11 protein-coding genes and 1 pseudogene are annotated in these 15,533 nt (G+C 72.5%); 1 reads left to right on the top strand and 11 read right to left on the bottom strand.

Translation table 11 applies throughout. From position 1 onward, the window contains the following. Positions 1-2: 2 nt before the first annotated feature. Both FB558_RS40885 and FB558_RS40890 read right to left on the bottom strand, forming a co-directional pair. Positions 3-2,042 carry a prolyl oligopeptidase family serine peptidase gene (locus tag FB558_RS40885; protein WP_142064587.1) on the bottom strand — a complete coding sequence of 680 codons (2,040 nt, stop codon included), beginning with the start codon at positions 2,040-2,042 and terminating at the stop codon, positions 3-5. After that, complete coding sequence (locus tag FB558_RS40890; protein WP_142064590.1) at positions 2,039-3,262, bottom strand: metal-dependent hydrolase family protein; 1,224 nt, start codon at positions 3,260-3,262, stop codon at positions 2,039-2,041. Before FB558_RS40890 ends, FB558_RS40885 begins: the two co-directional genes overlap by 4 nt. 499 nt (positions 3,263-3,761) lie before the next feature. Between FB558_RS40890 and FB558_RS40895 the strand changes: the two genes are divergently transcribed. Next, positions 3,762-5,573 carry a flavin-containing monooxygenase gene (locus FB558_RS40895; protein ID WP_142064594.1) on the top strand — a complete coding sequence of 604 codons (1,812 nt, stop codon included), beginning with the start codon at positions 3,762-3,764 and terminating at the stop codon, positions 5,571-5,573. A 66-nt stretch (positions 5,574-5,639) separates the two neighbouring features. Here FB558_RS40895 and FB558_RS40900 read toward each other — a convergent pair whose 3' ends face one another. From FB558_RS40900 to FB558_RS40940, 9 genes and pseudogenes are all read right to left on the bottom strand, one after another. After that, positions 5,640-6,671 (bottom strand): SDR family NAD(P)-dependent oxidoreductase, encoded by a 1,032-nt coding sequence (locus tag FB558_RS40900; RefSeq protein WP_142064597.1) that lies wholly within the window; start codon positions 6,669-6,671, stop codon positions 5,640-5,642. Positions 6,672-6,910: 239 nt separating this feature from the next. Then, positions 6,911-7,834 carry an alpha/beta hydrolase gene (locus FB558_RS40905; RefSeq protein ID WP_142064601.1) on the bottom strand — a complete coding sequence of 308 codons (924 nt, stop codon included), beginning with the start codon at positions 7,832-7,834 and terminating at the stop codon, positions 6,911-6,913. Further along, a complete protein-coding gene (gene fahA / locus FB558_RS40910; RefSeq protein WP_142064604.1) occupies positions 7,831-9,006 on the bottom strand; it encodes a fumarylacetoacetase in 1,176 nt (391 codons plus the stop codon). Before fahA ends, FB558_RS40905 begins: the two co-directional genes overlap by 4 nt. Beyond that, on the bottom strand, positions 9,003-10,202 hold the full coding sequence (locus tag FB558_RS40915) for a homogentisate 1,2-dioxygenase (RefSeq protein ID WP_142064606.1): 1,200 nt from the start codon (positions 10,200-10,202) through the stop codon (positions 9,003-9,005). Before FB558_RS40915 ends, fahA begins: the two co-directional genes overlap by 4 nt. A gap of 101 nt (positions 10,203-10,303) precedes the next feature. Continuing rightward, entirely contained in the window at positions 10,304-11,239 is a 936-nt protein-coding gene (locus FB558_RS40920; RefSeq protein ID WP_211367210.1) for an MBL fold metallo-hydrolase, read from the bottom strand. Positions 11,240-11,483: 244 nt separating this feature from the next. Continuing rightward, positions 11,484-12,690 (bottom strand): annotated as a pseudogene (gene hppD / locus FB558_RS40925) (4-hydroxyphenylpyruvate dioxygenase). Positions 12,691-12,782: 92 nt separating this feature from the next. Beyond that, on the bottom strand, positions 12,783-13,454 hold the full coding sequence (locus FB558_RS40930; RefSeq protein WP_142064609.1) for an IclR family transcriptional regulator: 672 nt from the start codon (positions 13,452-13,454) through the stop codon (positions 12,783-12,785). 69 nt (positions 13,455-13,523) lie between these two features. Next, positions 13,524-14,069 (bottom strand): gamma carbonic anhydrase family protein, encoded by a 546-nt coding sequence (locus FB558_RS40935; protein ID WP_142064612.1) that lies wholly within the window; start codon positions 14,067-14,069, stop codon positions 13,524-13,526. 25 nt (positions 14,070-14,094) lie between these two features. Next, a complete protein-coding gene (locus tag FB558_RS40940; RefSeq protein WP_142064615.1) occupies positions 14,095-15,498 on the bottom strand; it encodes a 2-hydroxycarboxylate transporter family protein in 1,404 nt (467 codons plus the stop codon). Positions 15,499-15,533: the final 35 nt, after the last annotated feature.

Consider the following 15,533-nt stretch of genomic DNA (forward strand, 5'->3'; position numbering starts at 1 on the left):
GGTCAGGGTCGCATCCCGAGCACCTTCATGGCGAACGCCAGCCACTCGGTGTTCTCAGTCAACGCGATCTCCTTGTCGGTGGCCCAGCCGTGGCCGACGTTGCGCCAGATCCGCAGCAGGACCGGCGCCGGGCCGGCCGTCGCGGCCTGCAGCCGGGCCGCGAACTTGCGGGCGTGCCACGGCGGGCAGCGCGGGTCGGTGTCGCCGGAGTCGAGGAACACCGGCGGGTAGGCGACGCCGTCCTCGACGAGGTGGTACGGCGAGAAGCCCGCCATCCGCCGCACCTCGGCGGGGTCGTCCGGGTCGCCGAACTCCAGCCGCACCACCCAGTTGCCGTACCCGTCGCGGCAGGCCCCGATGACGTCGAGCAGCGGTACCCGCGGGATCGCCGCGGCCCACAGGTCCGGGCGCTGGGTGGCGGCGACCCCGGCCATCAGCCCGCCGTTGGACCCGCCGGTGACGGCGAGCCGGTCCGGCGCGGTGACGCCGTCGGCGATCACGGCCTCCGCGATCGCGTACAGGTCGGCGTAGCCGTTCTGCTTGTTCGCCAGCCTGCCGCCCTCCCACCACTCGCGGCCGAATTCCGCGCCCCCGCGCAGGTGGCCGTGCACGAACACGCCGCCCGCGGCGACGAACGCGGCCATCACGCCGGGGAACGACGGCACCCACGGGGCGTTGAAGCCGCCGTACGCGTAGATCATCGCCGGCTGCGGGCGGTCGAGCGGCACGTCGGTGCGGCGCACGAGGTGGTACGGGACCCGAGTGCCGTCGGCGGAGGTGGCCCAGCCGTCCTCGACGACGGCGTCCTCGATCGCCACGGCGGGCTCGGTCAGCACCTCCAGGTCCGGGGCGCTCTGCCGGTGCCGGTACGTCCCGGCCGACGAGGTGAGGGTGGAGAAGGCGAACAGGAACTCGTCGGACGGCCGCGCCGCCCCGAGGTTCATCATCGGGAACGGCAGCTCGACGAGCGCGCCCCGGCCGGGCAGCGGCACCTCGCCGAGCTCGCGGCCCGCCGGGTCGACGATCCGGACCCGCGCGTAGGTGTCGACGAACTCCGCGAGGTAGAGCGCGTCGCCGACCGGGGTGACCGACCTGAGCACGGCGTCCGACTCGGCGACGACCTCCTCCCAGTCCGACGGGGCGTCGAGGGGGATCCGCACCAGCCTTCCGCGGGGCGCACCGACGTCGGTGACGGCCACCCAGGCGTCGCCGAGCAGGTGCCCGGCGACGGAGCCCCCGACGTCGGTGAGGAACGGGCGCCACACCAGCGCGGCCGGGTCGTCGTCCAGCCGCGCGACCGCAACGGGAACCGGGTCCATCATCCGCTGCACGGCCACCGCGTACCGCCCGTCGCGGGACACGACGACCATGCGGTAGTCCGACCCCGGCAGCCACGGCACGTCGACCTGCGTCGTCGTCCCGTTCCGGTGCAGCCACACCCGCTGGGACAGGTCGACCGCCCGGCCGTCGATGCCGGCGAAGAAGAACCCGCTGGAGTCGGGGAGCCAGTGCGCGCCGCTGGTCCAGTTGTCCATCAGCGTCTGCGTCGGCGCCCCGGGCAACGCCGCCCCGGTGGTGACGTCGACGAGCCGCACCGTGTTCTGCTCGCTGCCGTCGGTGCAGACCCCGACCGCGAGTACCCGCCCGTCCGGGGACGGCGAGATCCACGAGACGAACGGTGGCCGCGCCGGGTCCTCCTGCACGGGGTCGAAGAGCACCCGGCCCTCGCCGGCCGGCTCGTCGGCCACCACGACGGACGCCTGCGTGCGCCCCTCCGGCACGGTGGTGCGGAACCAGCGTCCGCCGGCGGCGCGGGGGAGCGGCTCGAACCTGGCCGTCTGGAAGCGGGACACCGACTCGCGCAGCCGGTCGAAGTGCGGCCAGTCCCGCACCCAGGCCGCGGCGGCCTCGCCCTGCTCGTCCTGCCAGCGCTGCACCTCCGGGCCGTCTCCCTCCAACCAGTGGTACGGGTCGGGAAACGCGACGCCGGCCCGCTCGTCGACGTCGGCGCCGATGCGGGTGGTCGGAGCAGTGCGCGTCACCGGGCGTCCTTCACGACGGCGCCGTTCTGCACGACCAGCGCGACGGCCGACCGGTCGGCGAACAGCTTCGGGTCGTCGAGCGGGTTGCCGCGGAAGGCGACGAGGTCGGCGCGCTTGCCGGCCTCGACCGTGCCGACGTCGGCGCCGATGCCGAGGATGTCGGCGTTGACCCGCGTGGCCGAGACCAGCGCGTCCATCGGCGTCTCGATCTCCGAGCGCAGCAGGAGCTCGCGGCCGCGGCCGTCCTGCTTCGGGCCGATGAGGTCGGAGCCGGACCCGATCCGCACGCCGGCTGCGCGGGAGGCGTGGATGGCGTCGATCTGGCCCTGCAGCGCGACGCCCACGCGGTCGGCGATGTTCGCCGGCAACCCGGCCTCGGCCGCGTCGTCGAGCAGGGCGTGCACGACGGCCAGCGTGGGCACGTGCGCGACGTCGTGCTCGGCCATCAGGGCCGCGGTCTCCTCGTCGATCTGCGAGCCGTGCTCGACGCAGCGGACCCCGGCGGCGACGGCGTTGCGGATGCCGGCGTTGTTGTGGGCGTGCACGGTGACGTAGGTGCCGCGCGCGGTGGCCTCGGCCACCGCGGCCGAGATCTCGGCGACGTCGAACTGGGTGTCGGTGAGCTTGTCGTGCCGGGACACGACGCCGCCGGTGACGCACAGCTTGAGGAACTCGGCACCGCGGCGGAACGCCTCCCGGGCGTTGCGGCGCATCTCGTCGGGGCCGTCGCAGAGCATGGACATCGAGCGCAGCCCGGGGATGTGGTGGTCGGTCCAGTCGGCGGTCGGCTCCCACTCCGAGGCCATGTGGCCGTGCCCGCCGGTCTGGCAGAGCACCGGGCCGCACTGCAGGATCCGCGGCCCGGGGACTTTGCCCTTCGCGACGACGCCGGCGAGCCCGCCGTCGATGCCGCCGGTGTCGCGCACGGTGGTGAACCCGGCGTCGAGGGTCTGGCGGCAGTTCTCGAACATGTCCGCCGCGAGCTCGGCCACGGACAGCCCGCGCGTGAGGCTGGCCTCGATCGGGCTGGAGAGCCCGAAGTGGACGTGGGCGTCGATGAGGCCCGGGGTGATCGTCAGGCCGGAGCAGTCGAGGACCTCCGCGCCGGCCGGCGGCGTTCCGTCCAGCTCCACGATCCGGCCGTCCTCGACGAGCACCGTCCGGTCGGGCTGCGGATCGCTCCCCGTGCCGTCGACGACGGTGCCACCGCTCAACCACATGCTGGTCCCCTCTCGCTCGGACTGGAATGCCAGAACCCGCCCGCGATGCCCTCGCGGCTCGGTCCGGAGCTGCCGTGCAGGACGACGTCGGACCTGGACTCGGGCCCCACACGCCCCCCGCTGCTGCCGGTCATACCCGTCACGATGCTGGGCGCCGGCACCGGACGACCAGTGCCAGCGGTCGCGACAAACCCGGGGGCCGCGCAACGGATGTCGAAGGGCAGTCCTTCCGCGTCGGGTCGTCACCGCTCGACCGCAGTCCCGCGCTCGGTCGAGGCCGTCTGTCTGTGTACAGGCGGAGGGATCTCGCTGCAGCCGTGCTGTTGCGGAGAGCTTCGGCCTCGACCGGATCGGCCTCGAGGATCACGACCGGTTGCCCGGGAACCTCGGTCCAGTGGTGTCGAGCGTGTCAGCGTCCCGTCACGATGATCGCCGCCGCGGGTCGGCCCGGTGGTACCGTCTTAAATCAAGCGACTGATTGAATGGCGGGAAGGGTGTCATGTCGGCTTTGCACCGTCCGGAGGTCCCTGACGACCTGGGATCCGATCCCGATGCTCTGCGCGAGCGCTACCGCGCGGAGCGGGAGCGTCGCGTACGCCCCGACGGCAGCACGCAGTACCGGCGGGCCGAGGGGGAGTTCGGCTACTACGCCGAGGACCCGTACGTCGAGCCGGGCTTCACCCGGGAGCCGGTGTGCGACCGGGTGGACGCGGTGGTGGTCGGTGGCGGGTTCGGCGGCCTGGTCGCGGGTGCCCGCCTGCGGGAGGCGGGTCTGGAGCGGATCCGGATCATCGAGAAGGCCGGCGACTTCGGTGGCACCTGGTACTGGAACCGCTACCCGGGCATCCACTGCGACATCGAGTCCTACGTCTACCTGCCGCTGCTGGAGGAGGTCGGCTACGTCCCGAGGTCGAAGTACGCGCCGGGGGAGGAGATCCGGCAGCACGCGATGGCGATCGGCCACCACTTCGACCTGTACCGGGACGCCTTCTTCCGGACCGGCGTGCGCGAGCTGCGGTGGGAGGGCGGCGAGTGGGTCGTGCGCACCGATCGTGACGACGAGGTGCGGGCCACCTACGTGGTGGTGTCGAACGGAACGCTGGACCACCCGAAGCTGCCGCGGATCCCGGGCATCGAGGACTTCGCCGGGCACACGTTCCACACGAGCCGCTGGGACTACGCCTACACCGGCGGTGACGCGGACGGGAACCTCACCGGGCTCGCCGGCAAGCGGGTCGCGGTGATCGGCACCGGCGCCACGGCGGTGCAGGTGGTGCCCCACGTGGCGCGCGACGCCGAGCACCTCTACGTCTTCCAGCGCACGCCGTCGTCGGTGGACGTGCGGGACAACCGGCGCACCGACCCGGAGTGGGCCGCGTCGCTGCAGCCGGGCTGGCACCGCAGGCGGCGGGAGAACTTCCAGGCGGTCGTGACGGGCCACGCGGTCGAGGAGGACCTCGTCGACGACGCGTGGACCGCGAGCGGCCAGGTGCTGGGCAAGATCATCGCGACCGACGCCCACACGGACGTGGAGCCCGCGGAGTGGGAGCGGATCGAGGAGGTCCTCGATTTCCGGAAGATGAACCAACTGCGTGCCCGCGTGGACGGGATCGTCGAGGACCCGGCGACGGCGGAGCTGCTCAAGCCCTGGTACCGCTACGGCTGCAAGCGACCGACGTTCAGCGACGAGTACCTGCAGGCGTTCAACCGGGCGAACGTGACCCTGGTCGACACGGCCGACTCCGGGGGTGTCGAGCGGGTCACGGAGAAGGGCCTGGTGGTCGGTGGCCGCGAGTACGAAGTGGACTGCATCGTCTTCGCCACCGGGTTCGAGGTCGGGATGTCGGACGTGCTGACCGGGCGGCTGCCGGTGTACGGCAGGGACGGTGCGGGCCTGCTGCAGTCGTGGATAACCACCGGACCGCGCACGCTGCACGGCTTCACCAGCAACGGCTTTCCGAACCTGTTCCACCTCGGCCCGTTGCAGAACGCGCCGTCGGTGAACTTCGTGCACGTGCTGGACGAGCAGGCGATCCACATCGGCGCCGTCGTCGCGGAGGCCCGCAAACGGGGCGTGACGTGCATCGAGCCGACCGTCGAGGCCGAGAACGCCTGGGTGGAGACGATCCGGGCGTCGTCCCCGGACCGGGAGTGGTTCGACGCCGAGTGCACCCCGGGCTACTACAACAACGAAGGCGCCCTGCGCGGCCCCCGCCAGACCTACGGACCCGGTCCGGCAGCGTTCCAGCAGCTGCTGCGCGACTGGCGCGACGGGGACGGCATCGACGAGGTGCTCGGCGAGGGCCGCTGAGGCTGGATCCACCGAGCCCGTGGTGCCGGATGCTCGGTCGACCAGGTCGTCCGGCCGACCGGCCGCTCACTGCACGGACCACCCGCCGTCCGACGGCAGGACCGCGCCGGAGATGTTGACGCCGTCGTCGCTGAGCAGGAACGTCACGGACGCGGCCAGGTGCTGGGCCGAGGCCACCGGCGGGATCAACCGCAGGAAGTCGGCGGTCCGCTCCCGGCCGAACTCCGAGCTGCGGCCGTGGCCGCCCATGCCGGTGGCGACGCCACCCGGAGCGATCGCGTTGACGCGGATGCCGTGCGGGCCGTACATGAACGCCGAGTTCTTCGTGATGCCGATGACGGCGTGCTTGGAGGCCGTGTAGGCGGCACCGGCCGCGTTGCCCCGGAGCGCGGCTTCGGAGGCGATGTTGACGATGGAGCCGCGGCCCGCCCCGAGCATCGCGGGCAGGACGGCGCGGGTGAGCGCGAAGACGGCGTCGACGTTGACCGCGAACACCCTCCGCCACATCTCGTCGGAGGTCTCGTGGACGGGGGAGAAGTCGTCGACGACGCCCGCGACGTTGGCCAGCCCGTCGATCACCGGACCCGCGGCCGCGACGATGCGCTCGACGCCGTCGATGCGGGTGATGTCCGCGGTGACGGGCACGAGCGCGTCGGCGTCGACGCCCGCGGTGTCGAGGTCGGCGGCGAGCTGCTCGAGCCCCGCTCCGGTGATGTCGGCGGCGATCACCCGTCCACCCTCGCGGGCGATGCGCGAGGCCGTGGCGCGGCCGATGCCGGAGGCGGCACCGGTGACCACGATCGTCGTGCCGTCGAAGCGGCCCGGCACGATCCGCTCGCGCCAGCCCGCCGCGTCGTCGTCGGCCGGCATCGTGCCACCGTTGACCTGCAGCACGAGGGCGTCGACGGCGCTCATCGGGAGCGTGCCCCGGCTCAGCTCCACCAGCTGCCGCAGCGGCAGGTCGCGGACGGGGGCCATGGCCGCGGCGTCGACGCCTCCCTGCTCGAGCAGGTGCCGCAGCGCGGCGCCGCCCTCCGGATGCGCCAGCCAGTCTCCGACCGTGCTGCCGGCCGTCAGCGGTCTGCGTGTGTTCGTCATGGGTCCAGCCTCCCTCGCGAGCGGGGTTCCGTCGTCCGTTCCCGGTGGAGCGCACCCGGGTGGGGAATGGGCGCGGCCAGCGCGAGGGACAGCAGTGAGGCGGCGCCGTTCACGCTCCCGGGTCGCGGTGCGTGGCCGGGGCGAGCCAGATCGCGGTGATCGCGTCGACCAGCCCGGTCGCGGCGTCGTCCTCCCCGCCACTCGTCGTCCTGCAAGTGAACGCCGAGCCGCTCGCTGAGTCAATCGAGTGACTTAAGCGAGCTGCCGAGATGGTCGCTGAGGAACGCGGCGATGCTGTCGAAGCCGAATCGGGTGGGTCGGGGCCCGCGTCCGGTGTCGCGTTGGGCGGGCACCGGTTGTTCGGCGGCCAGTCGGCCCGGCTCCAGCAGACCGCCGGTCGCGTCGACGTCGCCGTCGGCGCGGGCGTTGAGGAACGAGTGACCGAAGCCGGGCAGCACGATCAGCTCGCTGGCGGCTCCGGCCGCCAGTAGCCGGTGGTGCAGGCGGACGCTGTGGGTCGGATCGACCAGCCGGTCGGCGTCGCCGTGACAGATCTGGAACGGCGGGGCGCCGCGGTGCACCTGGTGGAGCGGGCTGGCGGCGCGGGCGAGTTCCGGGAGGTCGGTGGGGCAGCCTCCGAGGAGCCGCTCCACCGGCCCGGGTGTTCCCGCGAGGTCGGGGATCTCGGCGTCGGCGACGGGCGCCGTGCTGGTCAGGTCGGTCAGCGGATAGGCCGCGGCCACGGCGGCGATGTCGACCCGGGGTCCGTCCGGTTCGCCGTCGAGTACCGGGACACGGGCCAGGAGACCGGCCAGGGCCGCGAGGTGACCGCCGGCAGAGGCCCCCCACAGCGCGATCCGGTCGCGGTCGAGGCCGTGACGCTCGGCGTGGTGGTACAGGTGCCGCAGTCCGGCCCGGACGTCGAGGATCTGCGCGGGGTACCGGGCCTCGCTGCTGAACCTGTACTCGAGTGCGGCGACCGCGACACCGCGTGCGAGCAGGTCGTCGATCCTGGCCGGCAGCCGTTTGCGGTCTCCTCGCAGGAACGCACCACCCGGAAGCCAGGCGACCACCGGGTGCGGACCGGGCGTCGCCGGTGTCACCAGGTCCAGCATCAGGTCGCGGCCGGGGCGGCGCACCACGGCGACGTCGTGGATGATCACGGCACGGCCGGGGTGATCACGCCGGCGACCTCGCCGAAGCCGATCCGGGTGCCGTCGGGCGCGGGGGCACCGGCCGAGATGACGACCGCGTCGCCGTCCCGCAGGAAGGTGCGCTCCTCGCCCCCCACCACCACCGGCTCGCGGCCACCCCAGGTCAGCTCGATGAACGCACCACGCTGCCGTCTGTCGGGCCCGGAGACGGTGCCGGAGGCGAAGAAGTCGCCCGTCCGGGTGGAGGCGCCGTTGACGGTCAGGTGCGCGAGCATCTGCGCGGGCGACCAGTACATGTCGCGGTACGGCGGGCGGGAGACCTCCACGCCGTTCCACTCCACGACCAGGTCGACGTCGAGGCCCCAGTCCTCGCCGCCCCGCAGGTAGGGCAGCGGCTCCGGGGTCTGCCGGGGCAGCGGCACCCGGGCCGACCGCAGGGCCGCGAGCGGGACCACCCAGGGCGAGATCGAGGTGGCGAAACTCTTGCCCAGGTGCGGGCCGAGCGGCACGTACTCCCAGGCCTGCAGGTCGCGAGCGGACCAGTCGTTCACGATCACGGCGCCGAACACGTGCCGCTCGAACTCGTCGACGCCGATCCGTTCACCGAGCGCCGACCCGGTCCCGATCACGAATCCGAGCTCGGCCTCGATGTCGAGCCGCTGCGACGGGCCGTAGGTGGGAGCCGGCTCGTCAGCTGCTTTGCGCTGCCCACAGGGCCGCACGATGTCGGTGCCGGACACCACGACGGTCCCGCCGCGGCCGTGGTAGCCGACCGGCATGTGCTTCCAGTTGGGCATCAACGGCTCGGAGCCGGGGCGGAACAGCCGGCCCAGGTTCGAGGCGTGGTGCTCGGAGGCGTAGAAGTCGACGTAGTCGCCCACGGTGAACGGCAGGTGCAACGCCACCTCGCCCACCGGGTGCACGGCGGAGTCCGGGACGTCGCGGGTGACCAGGTCGGTCAGCCGGGCGCGGACGGCGTCCCACCGCTCCCGGCCCTGGGAGAGGAACCCGTCCAGGGTGGGCGCGGCGAAGGTGTCGTCGCCGAGCAGGGGTGCCAGGTCGAGGACGGAGTCGCCCAGCCGGACGCCGATCCGGCGGTGACCACCGCGGACGGAGAACGCTCCGTAGGGCAGGTTGTGGATCCCGAACGGCGAGCCGACGGGGATCTCGATGGCGCTCATCGGTCCGGCCCGCGTCCGGACCAGGTCCAGGCGTAGCCCGGGTCCTCGCAGGCCTGCGCGCCTTCGCCGAGGGCGAGCGGGCGGAAGGTGTCGACCATGACGGCGAGCTCGTCGAAGTACTCCGCGCCCAGTGCCCGCTCGACCGCTCCGGGCTGGGGGCCGTGGCTGTGCCCGCCCGGGTGCAGGCTGATCGAGCCCTGCCCGATGCCCGAGCCCTTGCGGGCCTCGTAGTCGCCGCCGCAGTAGAACATGACCTCGTCGGAGTCGACGTTGGAGTGGTAGTAGGGCACCGGGATCGCCAGCGGGTGGTAGTCGACCTTGCGCGGCACGAAGTTGCAGATCACGAAGTTGCCGCCCTCGAACACCTGGTGCGCGGGCGGCGGCTGGTGCACCCGCCCGGTGATCGGCTCGAAGTCGGAGACGTTGAACGTGTACGGGTAGAGGCAGCCGTCCCAGCCGACGACGTCGAACGGGTGCGTGGGGACCACGTGGCGGGTGCCGACCACCCCCCGCGACCCGCGGTGCTTGACCAGGACCTCCACGTCCGTCCCCTCGGCGAGCAGGGGTTCGGCGGGGCCGTGCAGGTCGCGCTCGCAGTAGGGCGCGTGCTCCAGCAGCTGCCCGAACCGCGACAGGTAGCGCTTGGGCGGCGCGATGTGCGAGTTCGCCTCGATCACGTACGCGCGCAGCGGCTCGGGGCCCTGCGGCACCCAGCGGTGGGTCGTGGCGCGCGGCAGGAGCACGTAGTCGCCCTGCCGCGCCTGCAGCACGCCGAAGACCGTCTCGACCGTGGCCGCGCCCGACTCGACGTACACGCACTCGTCGCCGATCGCGTTGCGGTAGAGCGGGGACGCCTCGCCCGCGACGACGTAGGAGATCCGCACGTCGGCGTTGCCCAGGACGAGCCGACGGCCGGTGACGACGTCGAGTGCCTTGGGCTCCTCGCCGGGGAACAGCTCGTGCAGCTTCAGGTGCCGGGGCAGCAGCGGCCGGTTCTCGGTGAGCGTCTGGTCGGGCAGCTCCCACGGCGACGCGTCGACGATCGCCGACGGGATCCCCCGGTGGTAGAGCAGCGACGAGTCGGCCGAGAACCCCTCCTCACCCATCAGCTCCTCGCGGTAGAGCCCGCCCTCGGGCGTGCGGTGCTGGGTGTGCCGTTTCGGGGGCACCGCGCCGAGACTGCGGTAGTGCGGCATGCCTTCTCCTCATCTCATCCTGGGCCGGCGACCGTCGCTCAGAACGTCGTCGATCACGTGTGAAGCCCTGACGTGGCGCGACAGGCCCGTCCTCGGCCCGCTCACAACCCGACGTCCATGCCGTCGGACCCGATCACGAGCTCGCCCGAGAACCCTTGCTGTGCGATCTCGAGCTTCTCGGCTGGAGTGGTGCCCGGCACGATGTGGGTGAGGACGAGTCGGCCGACTCCGGCTCGCTCCGCGATCTCGCCCACCCGATCGGCCGCGGTGTGGGCCGTGCGGTGGTGCTGTGCCTCGGCGGGTGGGCGGCCGGCGATCCAGTCCGGGTCGATCACCTCGTGGACGAGCACGTCGGCGCCGGTCGCCAGCCGGACGAGGTTCTCGCTCGGCCCGGTGTCGCCCGAGAACACGACGGCGCCGGAGGGGGTGTCGAACCGGAACCCGAAGGACGGGTTGACCGGGAAGTGCGAGACGAGCGTGGCGGTCACCGTCACCAGCTCGTCGCGATAGACCTCGAACGGCTCGACGGACAGCTCCTTCGGGTCGTTCGGGACGTAGTGCACTCCAGGGGGTAGTGCGATGTCGCGCGGGGCCACGAGTGTGTCCAGCGGCGCGTCACCGAGGTCCCGGATTCGGTCGTTGAGGTCGAGCGCGAACGCGGCCATGAGTGATCGGGTCATGTCGACGGTCCCGGGCGTCGGGTTCTCGGGGTGGATGACGGGCGGCTCGGGTTCCCCCGCCAGCTGCTGGGCGACGGCCGGTTGCAGTGCCCCGCGACGGCCGGGACCGAGTACCGGGATCGTCCCGCCGCCACCCAGCCCGCGGCCGCCGCCGTAAGCCAGGAGAGTGAAGTAGTCGGCTACGTGGTCGGAGTGCAGGTGCGTCAGGAAGATGGCCCGCACACCTTCGAACGCGTGCCCGTCGGTGAGCTCGGGGTCGAGGGCGAGCGCGAGCTGGCGGGCGGCACCGTCCCCGACGTCGATGACGTAGACGGCGTCGCCGATGCGCAACGCGGACCCGATCCCCAGTCGGCCCACGCTCCATCCCGGACCGCCACGCGTCCCGAGCAGAACCAGGCGATCGCCCTGCGGGGACGACCTTCCCGGGGTGGCCGCCCCGGCGGCGCAGCCGCCGAGCGCGAACGCCGCACCGGCGAGGGTCGAGCTGAGAACTGATCGACGGGACAGTCGCAACGTGCACTCCAGTGTGCGGGGACGAGGATCGTGAGGTGGCCACGGCGATCGCGGGGGGCCACGAGCCCGAGACGGGCTCTGTCGCAGGTCAGAAGTTGCCGCGCTTGGCCTGTTCGCGCTCGATCGCCTCGAACAGGGCCTTGAAGTTGCCCTTGCCGAAGCCGAGCGAGCCGTGGCGCTCGATGAACTCGAAGAACACGGTGGGGCGGTCCCCGACGGGTTTGGTGAAGATCTGCAGCAGGTAGCCGTCCTCGTCGCGGTCGACCAGGATCCCGCGGGCCTGCAGCTCCTCGATCGGCACCCGGACCTCGCCGATCCGGGCGCGCAGCTCGGGGTCGGAGTAGTAGGCGTCGGGGGTGTCGAGGAACTCCACGCCGCGGGCGCGCAGGACGTCGACGGTGCGCAGGATGTCGTTCGTGGCGAGCGCCAGGTGCTGGGCGCCCGGGCCGCGGTAGAACTCGAGGTACTCGTCGATCTGCGACTTCCGCCTGCCGGGCGAGGGCTCGTTGAGCGGGAACTTCACCCGGTGGTTGCCGCTCGCCACGACCTTGCTCATCAGCGCCGAGTACTCGGTGGCGATGTCGTCCCCGATGAACTCGGCCATGTTCGTGAAGCCCATGATCCGGTGGTAGAAGTCCACCCACTCGTCCATGCGGCCGAGCTCGACGTTGCCGACGACGTGGTCGAGGGCCTGGAAGAGGCGCTTGGGCTCGTCGGCTCCGCGGGTACGGGTGCCGGTGCGGGCGACGTAGCCGGGCCGGTAGGGCCCCGAGTAGCGGGACCGTTCGACCAGCGTGTGGCGGGTCTCGCCGTAGGTGGCGATGGCGGCCGTGCGGATCGTGCCGTGCTCGTCGGAGACGTCGTGCGGCTCCTCCAGCACGATGGCGCCCCGGGCGCGGGCGTGCCGGATGCAGCGGTCGACGTCGGGCACCTCGAGGGCGATGTCGGCGATACCGTCACCGTGGCGGCGGTGGTGGTCGGCGATCGGGCTGGCCGGGTCGACCGCTCCCCCGCACCTCGAAGCGGATCGCGCCGGAGCGCAGCACGTAGGCGTGGTGGTCGCGGTTGCCGGTCTCGGGGCCCGAGTAGGCCACCAGCTCCATGCCGTAGACGACCTGGAACAGCAGGGCGGCCTGGCCGGCGTTGCCGACGGCCCAGACGACGGCGTCCCAGCCGGTGACCGGGAACGGGTCCCGGCTGTCGTCGTGCTCGACCAGGCCGACCAGCCGCTGCAGCTGCTGGGGGTCCAGCTCGGCCAGGCGCTCCTGGTCGGTGAGGACGTCGTGGAGGCTCATCTCGTCAGCTCCGTTGCTCTCAGTATTTGATACCTACTGCTCACAGTGCGAGAAGACGGTAGGCATGGGGCGGCGGTTCCCGCAAGGGGTGGTCAGGCCTGGCGGAGCGTGTCCGACAGCTGCGCGGCCGCGTCGACGACGTCGTCGCCGTAGCGGGCGCCGGGTCCGTCCTCACCCACCCGCAGGATCGGCGCGGACACGCAGACCGCGGCGACGGTCTCGCCCGACGGGCGCCGGACGGGGGCGCTCACCGAGCAGAGCCCGGGGGTGCGGTGCGAGATGCTCTCCACCCAGCCGGGCGCCGTGGTCGGCTCGGTGAGGATCCGGGCGGCCGAGCCGCCGGCGGTCAGTGGCAGCAGGGTGCCGACCGGGACCGACGCGCGCAGCTCGGCGGGGGAGTCGACGCTGGCTGCGCAGAGCCGGTGCTCGCCCCGGAGGACCCAGATCTGCGCGGTCTCGCCGGTCCGCTGCTGCAGGGCCGACAGGACCGGTGTGGCGACCTGTTCCAAATAGGGCAGCGAGAACCGGGCCCCGAGGCGCAGGCGCCCGTCCTCGTCCCGGCTGAGCAGCCCGTGCGCCATCATCGACCCGACCAGCCGGTGCGCGGTCGGGGTGGACAGACCCAGGTGCCGGGCGAGCTCCGAGGCCGTCATCCGCCGGATCTCGACGGCGTCGAGCACGGCGACGACGCGGTCCAGCACTCCGACGCCGGTCGACCGGATGACCGGGCCGGTCTCGGCTCCGGCGAGCGGATCGATGGTCATCGGCTCAGCGTAGGACCCGTCCACGGTGCTCCTCCTCCGCTCCCGATCAAGCTCGTTCCGTGAGACCCGTTACCCGCCCGCGCCCAGCGGGGAGGGCGCGCCGACCGCGCTGTGCTGCCGCGTGAGGTCGCGGTACAGGTCGGCGTTGTCCCGCAGGTGTGCCAGCTCATCGTCGCGCAGCTCGCGGCGGATCTTCGCCGGTACACCGGCGACGAGGGAGCGGGGTGGGATCTGCATGCCCTCGGGCACGAGCGCGTTCGCGGCCACGAGGGACTCGGCACCGACGACCGCGCCGTTGAGGACGGTGGCGTTCATGCCGATCAGGCACCCGTCGTCCACGGTGCAGCCGTGCAGCACCGCCCCGTGGCCGACGGACACGCCGTCGCCGATCCGCGCCGGCGATCCCGGATCGGCGTGCACGACGGCGGCGTCCTGGATGTTGGTGCCCGCGCCGACCGAGACGGTCTCGGTGTCGCCGCGCAGAACGGCGCTGTAGTACACGCCGGTCCCGGGGCCGATCCGCACGTCGCCGACGGCGGTGGCCGTGTCGGCGACCCAGGCGTCCTCGTCGACATCGGGCACGCGGGTCCCGATGGGCAGGACGTTCGGTCTCATGGTGGCGCTCCTCGGCGGTGCGGGGTCAGAGGGTGGTGGCGAGCAGGGGTGCGATGAGCGAGGTGAGGAACAGGACGACCGCGCCGCCGAGCCGGTTTGTCAGCGCCGCGAACGGCATGAGGTGCATCCGGTTCGCCGCGCTGAGCACGGACACGTCGCCGCTGCCGCCGGTGTCGGCCATCACCAGGCCCGGGGTGATCGCCGCCTCGACGAAGTAGAACTTCACCAACCAGCCCAGCAGGCCGGACGTGAGCGTGGCGATGACGACGGTGGCCGCGGTCAGGACGAGGAACAGCGGGCTGCTGACCGCGGCCAGGACCTCGCCGATGTCGATGTAGGTCAGGCTGACCGCGACCAGCAGGGCGGGCACGAACAGCGTGGTGGCCATCTCGCCCCAGTTGGTGCTGGACTCCTCGAGCTGCGCGGGCAGCAGGCCGGCGATCTTGACGACGGCCGCGGCGATGATCGTCCAGGCATAGGGGTGCAGCAGCGGCAGCAGGCCGCCGAGCAGCTGCCCGAACACGAAGAGCAGTCCGGCGATGAGCAGGCCCTGGCCGAGCGCGACGAAGGTGGCGCCGTCGCGGCGGCTCGCGGTGTCCAGCCGGATGTCGCGGCGCTGCACGCGCATGAGCTGGCCGTGGCCGTTGAAGCCGACGAACAGCTGCTTCTCGCGCTTGCCGAGGCCGTTGTAGACGCCGGCGATCAGGATGCAGAGGATGTTGGCGAGGACGACGGCCGACATCAGCTGCCCCATGAACGCGTCGGCGGTGCCGCCGGTGGCGGCCGCGTACATCTGCGACATGGGGACGGCGCCGAGACCGAGACCGCCGGCCATGATCGGAGCGGCGACGAACAGGATGCCCTGCACGAAGCCGAAGCCCAGTGCGGCCCCGAGCGCGCCGACCAGCAGGAAGGTCAGCGCGAGGCAGCCCAGCAGCGGCACCGCGAAGCGAGGGCCGGCCTTGAGCAGCAGCGCACGGGGCATGCCCAGGATGCTGCCCGCGATGATCGTGATGACCAGGAAGTCGAGGAAGCCGCTGTCCTCCACGAAGCTGTTCACCACGGTGGCGGCGGTCTGCGGGAAGACGCCGACGAACAGCAGTATCGCGGGGACGAACGTGCACAGGATGGTCGGCAGGCCGTAGTCCCTCAGGACCGGCACCTGCTGGCCGACCGCCATCAGCAGGCCACCGCACAGCATCGTGACGGCGAACCCGGACAGCAGCGAGTCGGGCAGGTTCCCGGTCAGCGCGGCGGCCAGCACGACGGCGGCGCCGACGAGGTAGACGGCCACCGGCAGGCCGGCGAGGCGTGGTCCGCGCAGCAGGAACGGCACCGCGTCCGGCGTCTCGTCACCGGGTGCCGGGCCGGCGGCGGGGGCGCCCGGTGCGGGCGGGGCGGTGGAGGTGCTTTCGTCGGTCGTGGACATCGTTGTCTCCCCTGACTGGCGCTGTGGTGGGGCGG

The sequence above is a fragment of the Pseudonocardia kunmingensis genome (assembly GCF_006716445.1).
Taxonomy (GTDB): domain Bacteria; phylum Actinomycetota; class Actinomycetes; order Mycobacteriales; family Pseudonocardiaceae; genus Pseudonocardia; species Pseudonocardia kunmingensis.

Excerpts from the sequence above, each read along its gene's own strand:
- FB558_RS40890 (WP_142064590.1), bottom strand. The coding sequence starts at position 3,262 with ATGTGGTTGAGCGGTGGCACCGTCGTCGACGGCACGGGGAGCGATCCG.
- FB558_RS40895 (WP_142064594.1), top strand. The coding sequence starts at position 3,762 with ATGTCGGCTTTGCACCGTCCGGAGGTCCCTGACGACCTGGGATCCGAT.
- FB558_RS40900 (WP_142064597.1), bottom strand. The coding sequence starts at position 6,671 with ATGACGAACACACGCAGACCGCTGACGGCCGGCAGCACGGTCGGAGAC.
- fahA (WP_142064604.1), bottom strand. The coding sequence starts at position 9,006 with ATGAGCGCCATCGAGATCCCCGTCGGCTCGCCGTTCGGGATCCACAAC.
- FB558_RS40915 (WP_142064606.1), bottom strand. The coding sequence starts at position 10,202 with ATGCCGCACTACCGCAGTCTCGGCGCGGTGCCCCCGAAACGGCACACC.
- FB558_RS40930 (WP_142064609.1), bottom strand. The coding sequence starts at position 13,454 with ATGACCATCGATCCGCTCGCCGGAGCCGAGACCGGCCCGGTCATCCGG.
- FB558_RS40935 (WP_142064612.1), bottom strand. The coding sequence starts at position 14,069 with ATGAGACCGAACGTCCTGCCCATCGGGACCCGCGTGCCCGATGTCGAC.
- FB558_RS40940 (WP_142064615.1), bottom strand. The coding sequence starts at position 15,498 with ATGTCCACGACCGACGAAAGCACCTCCACCGCCCCGCCCGCACCGGGC.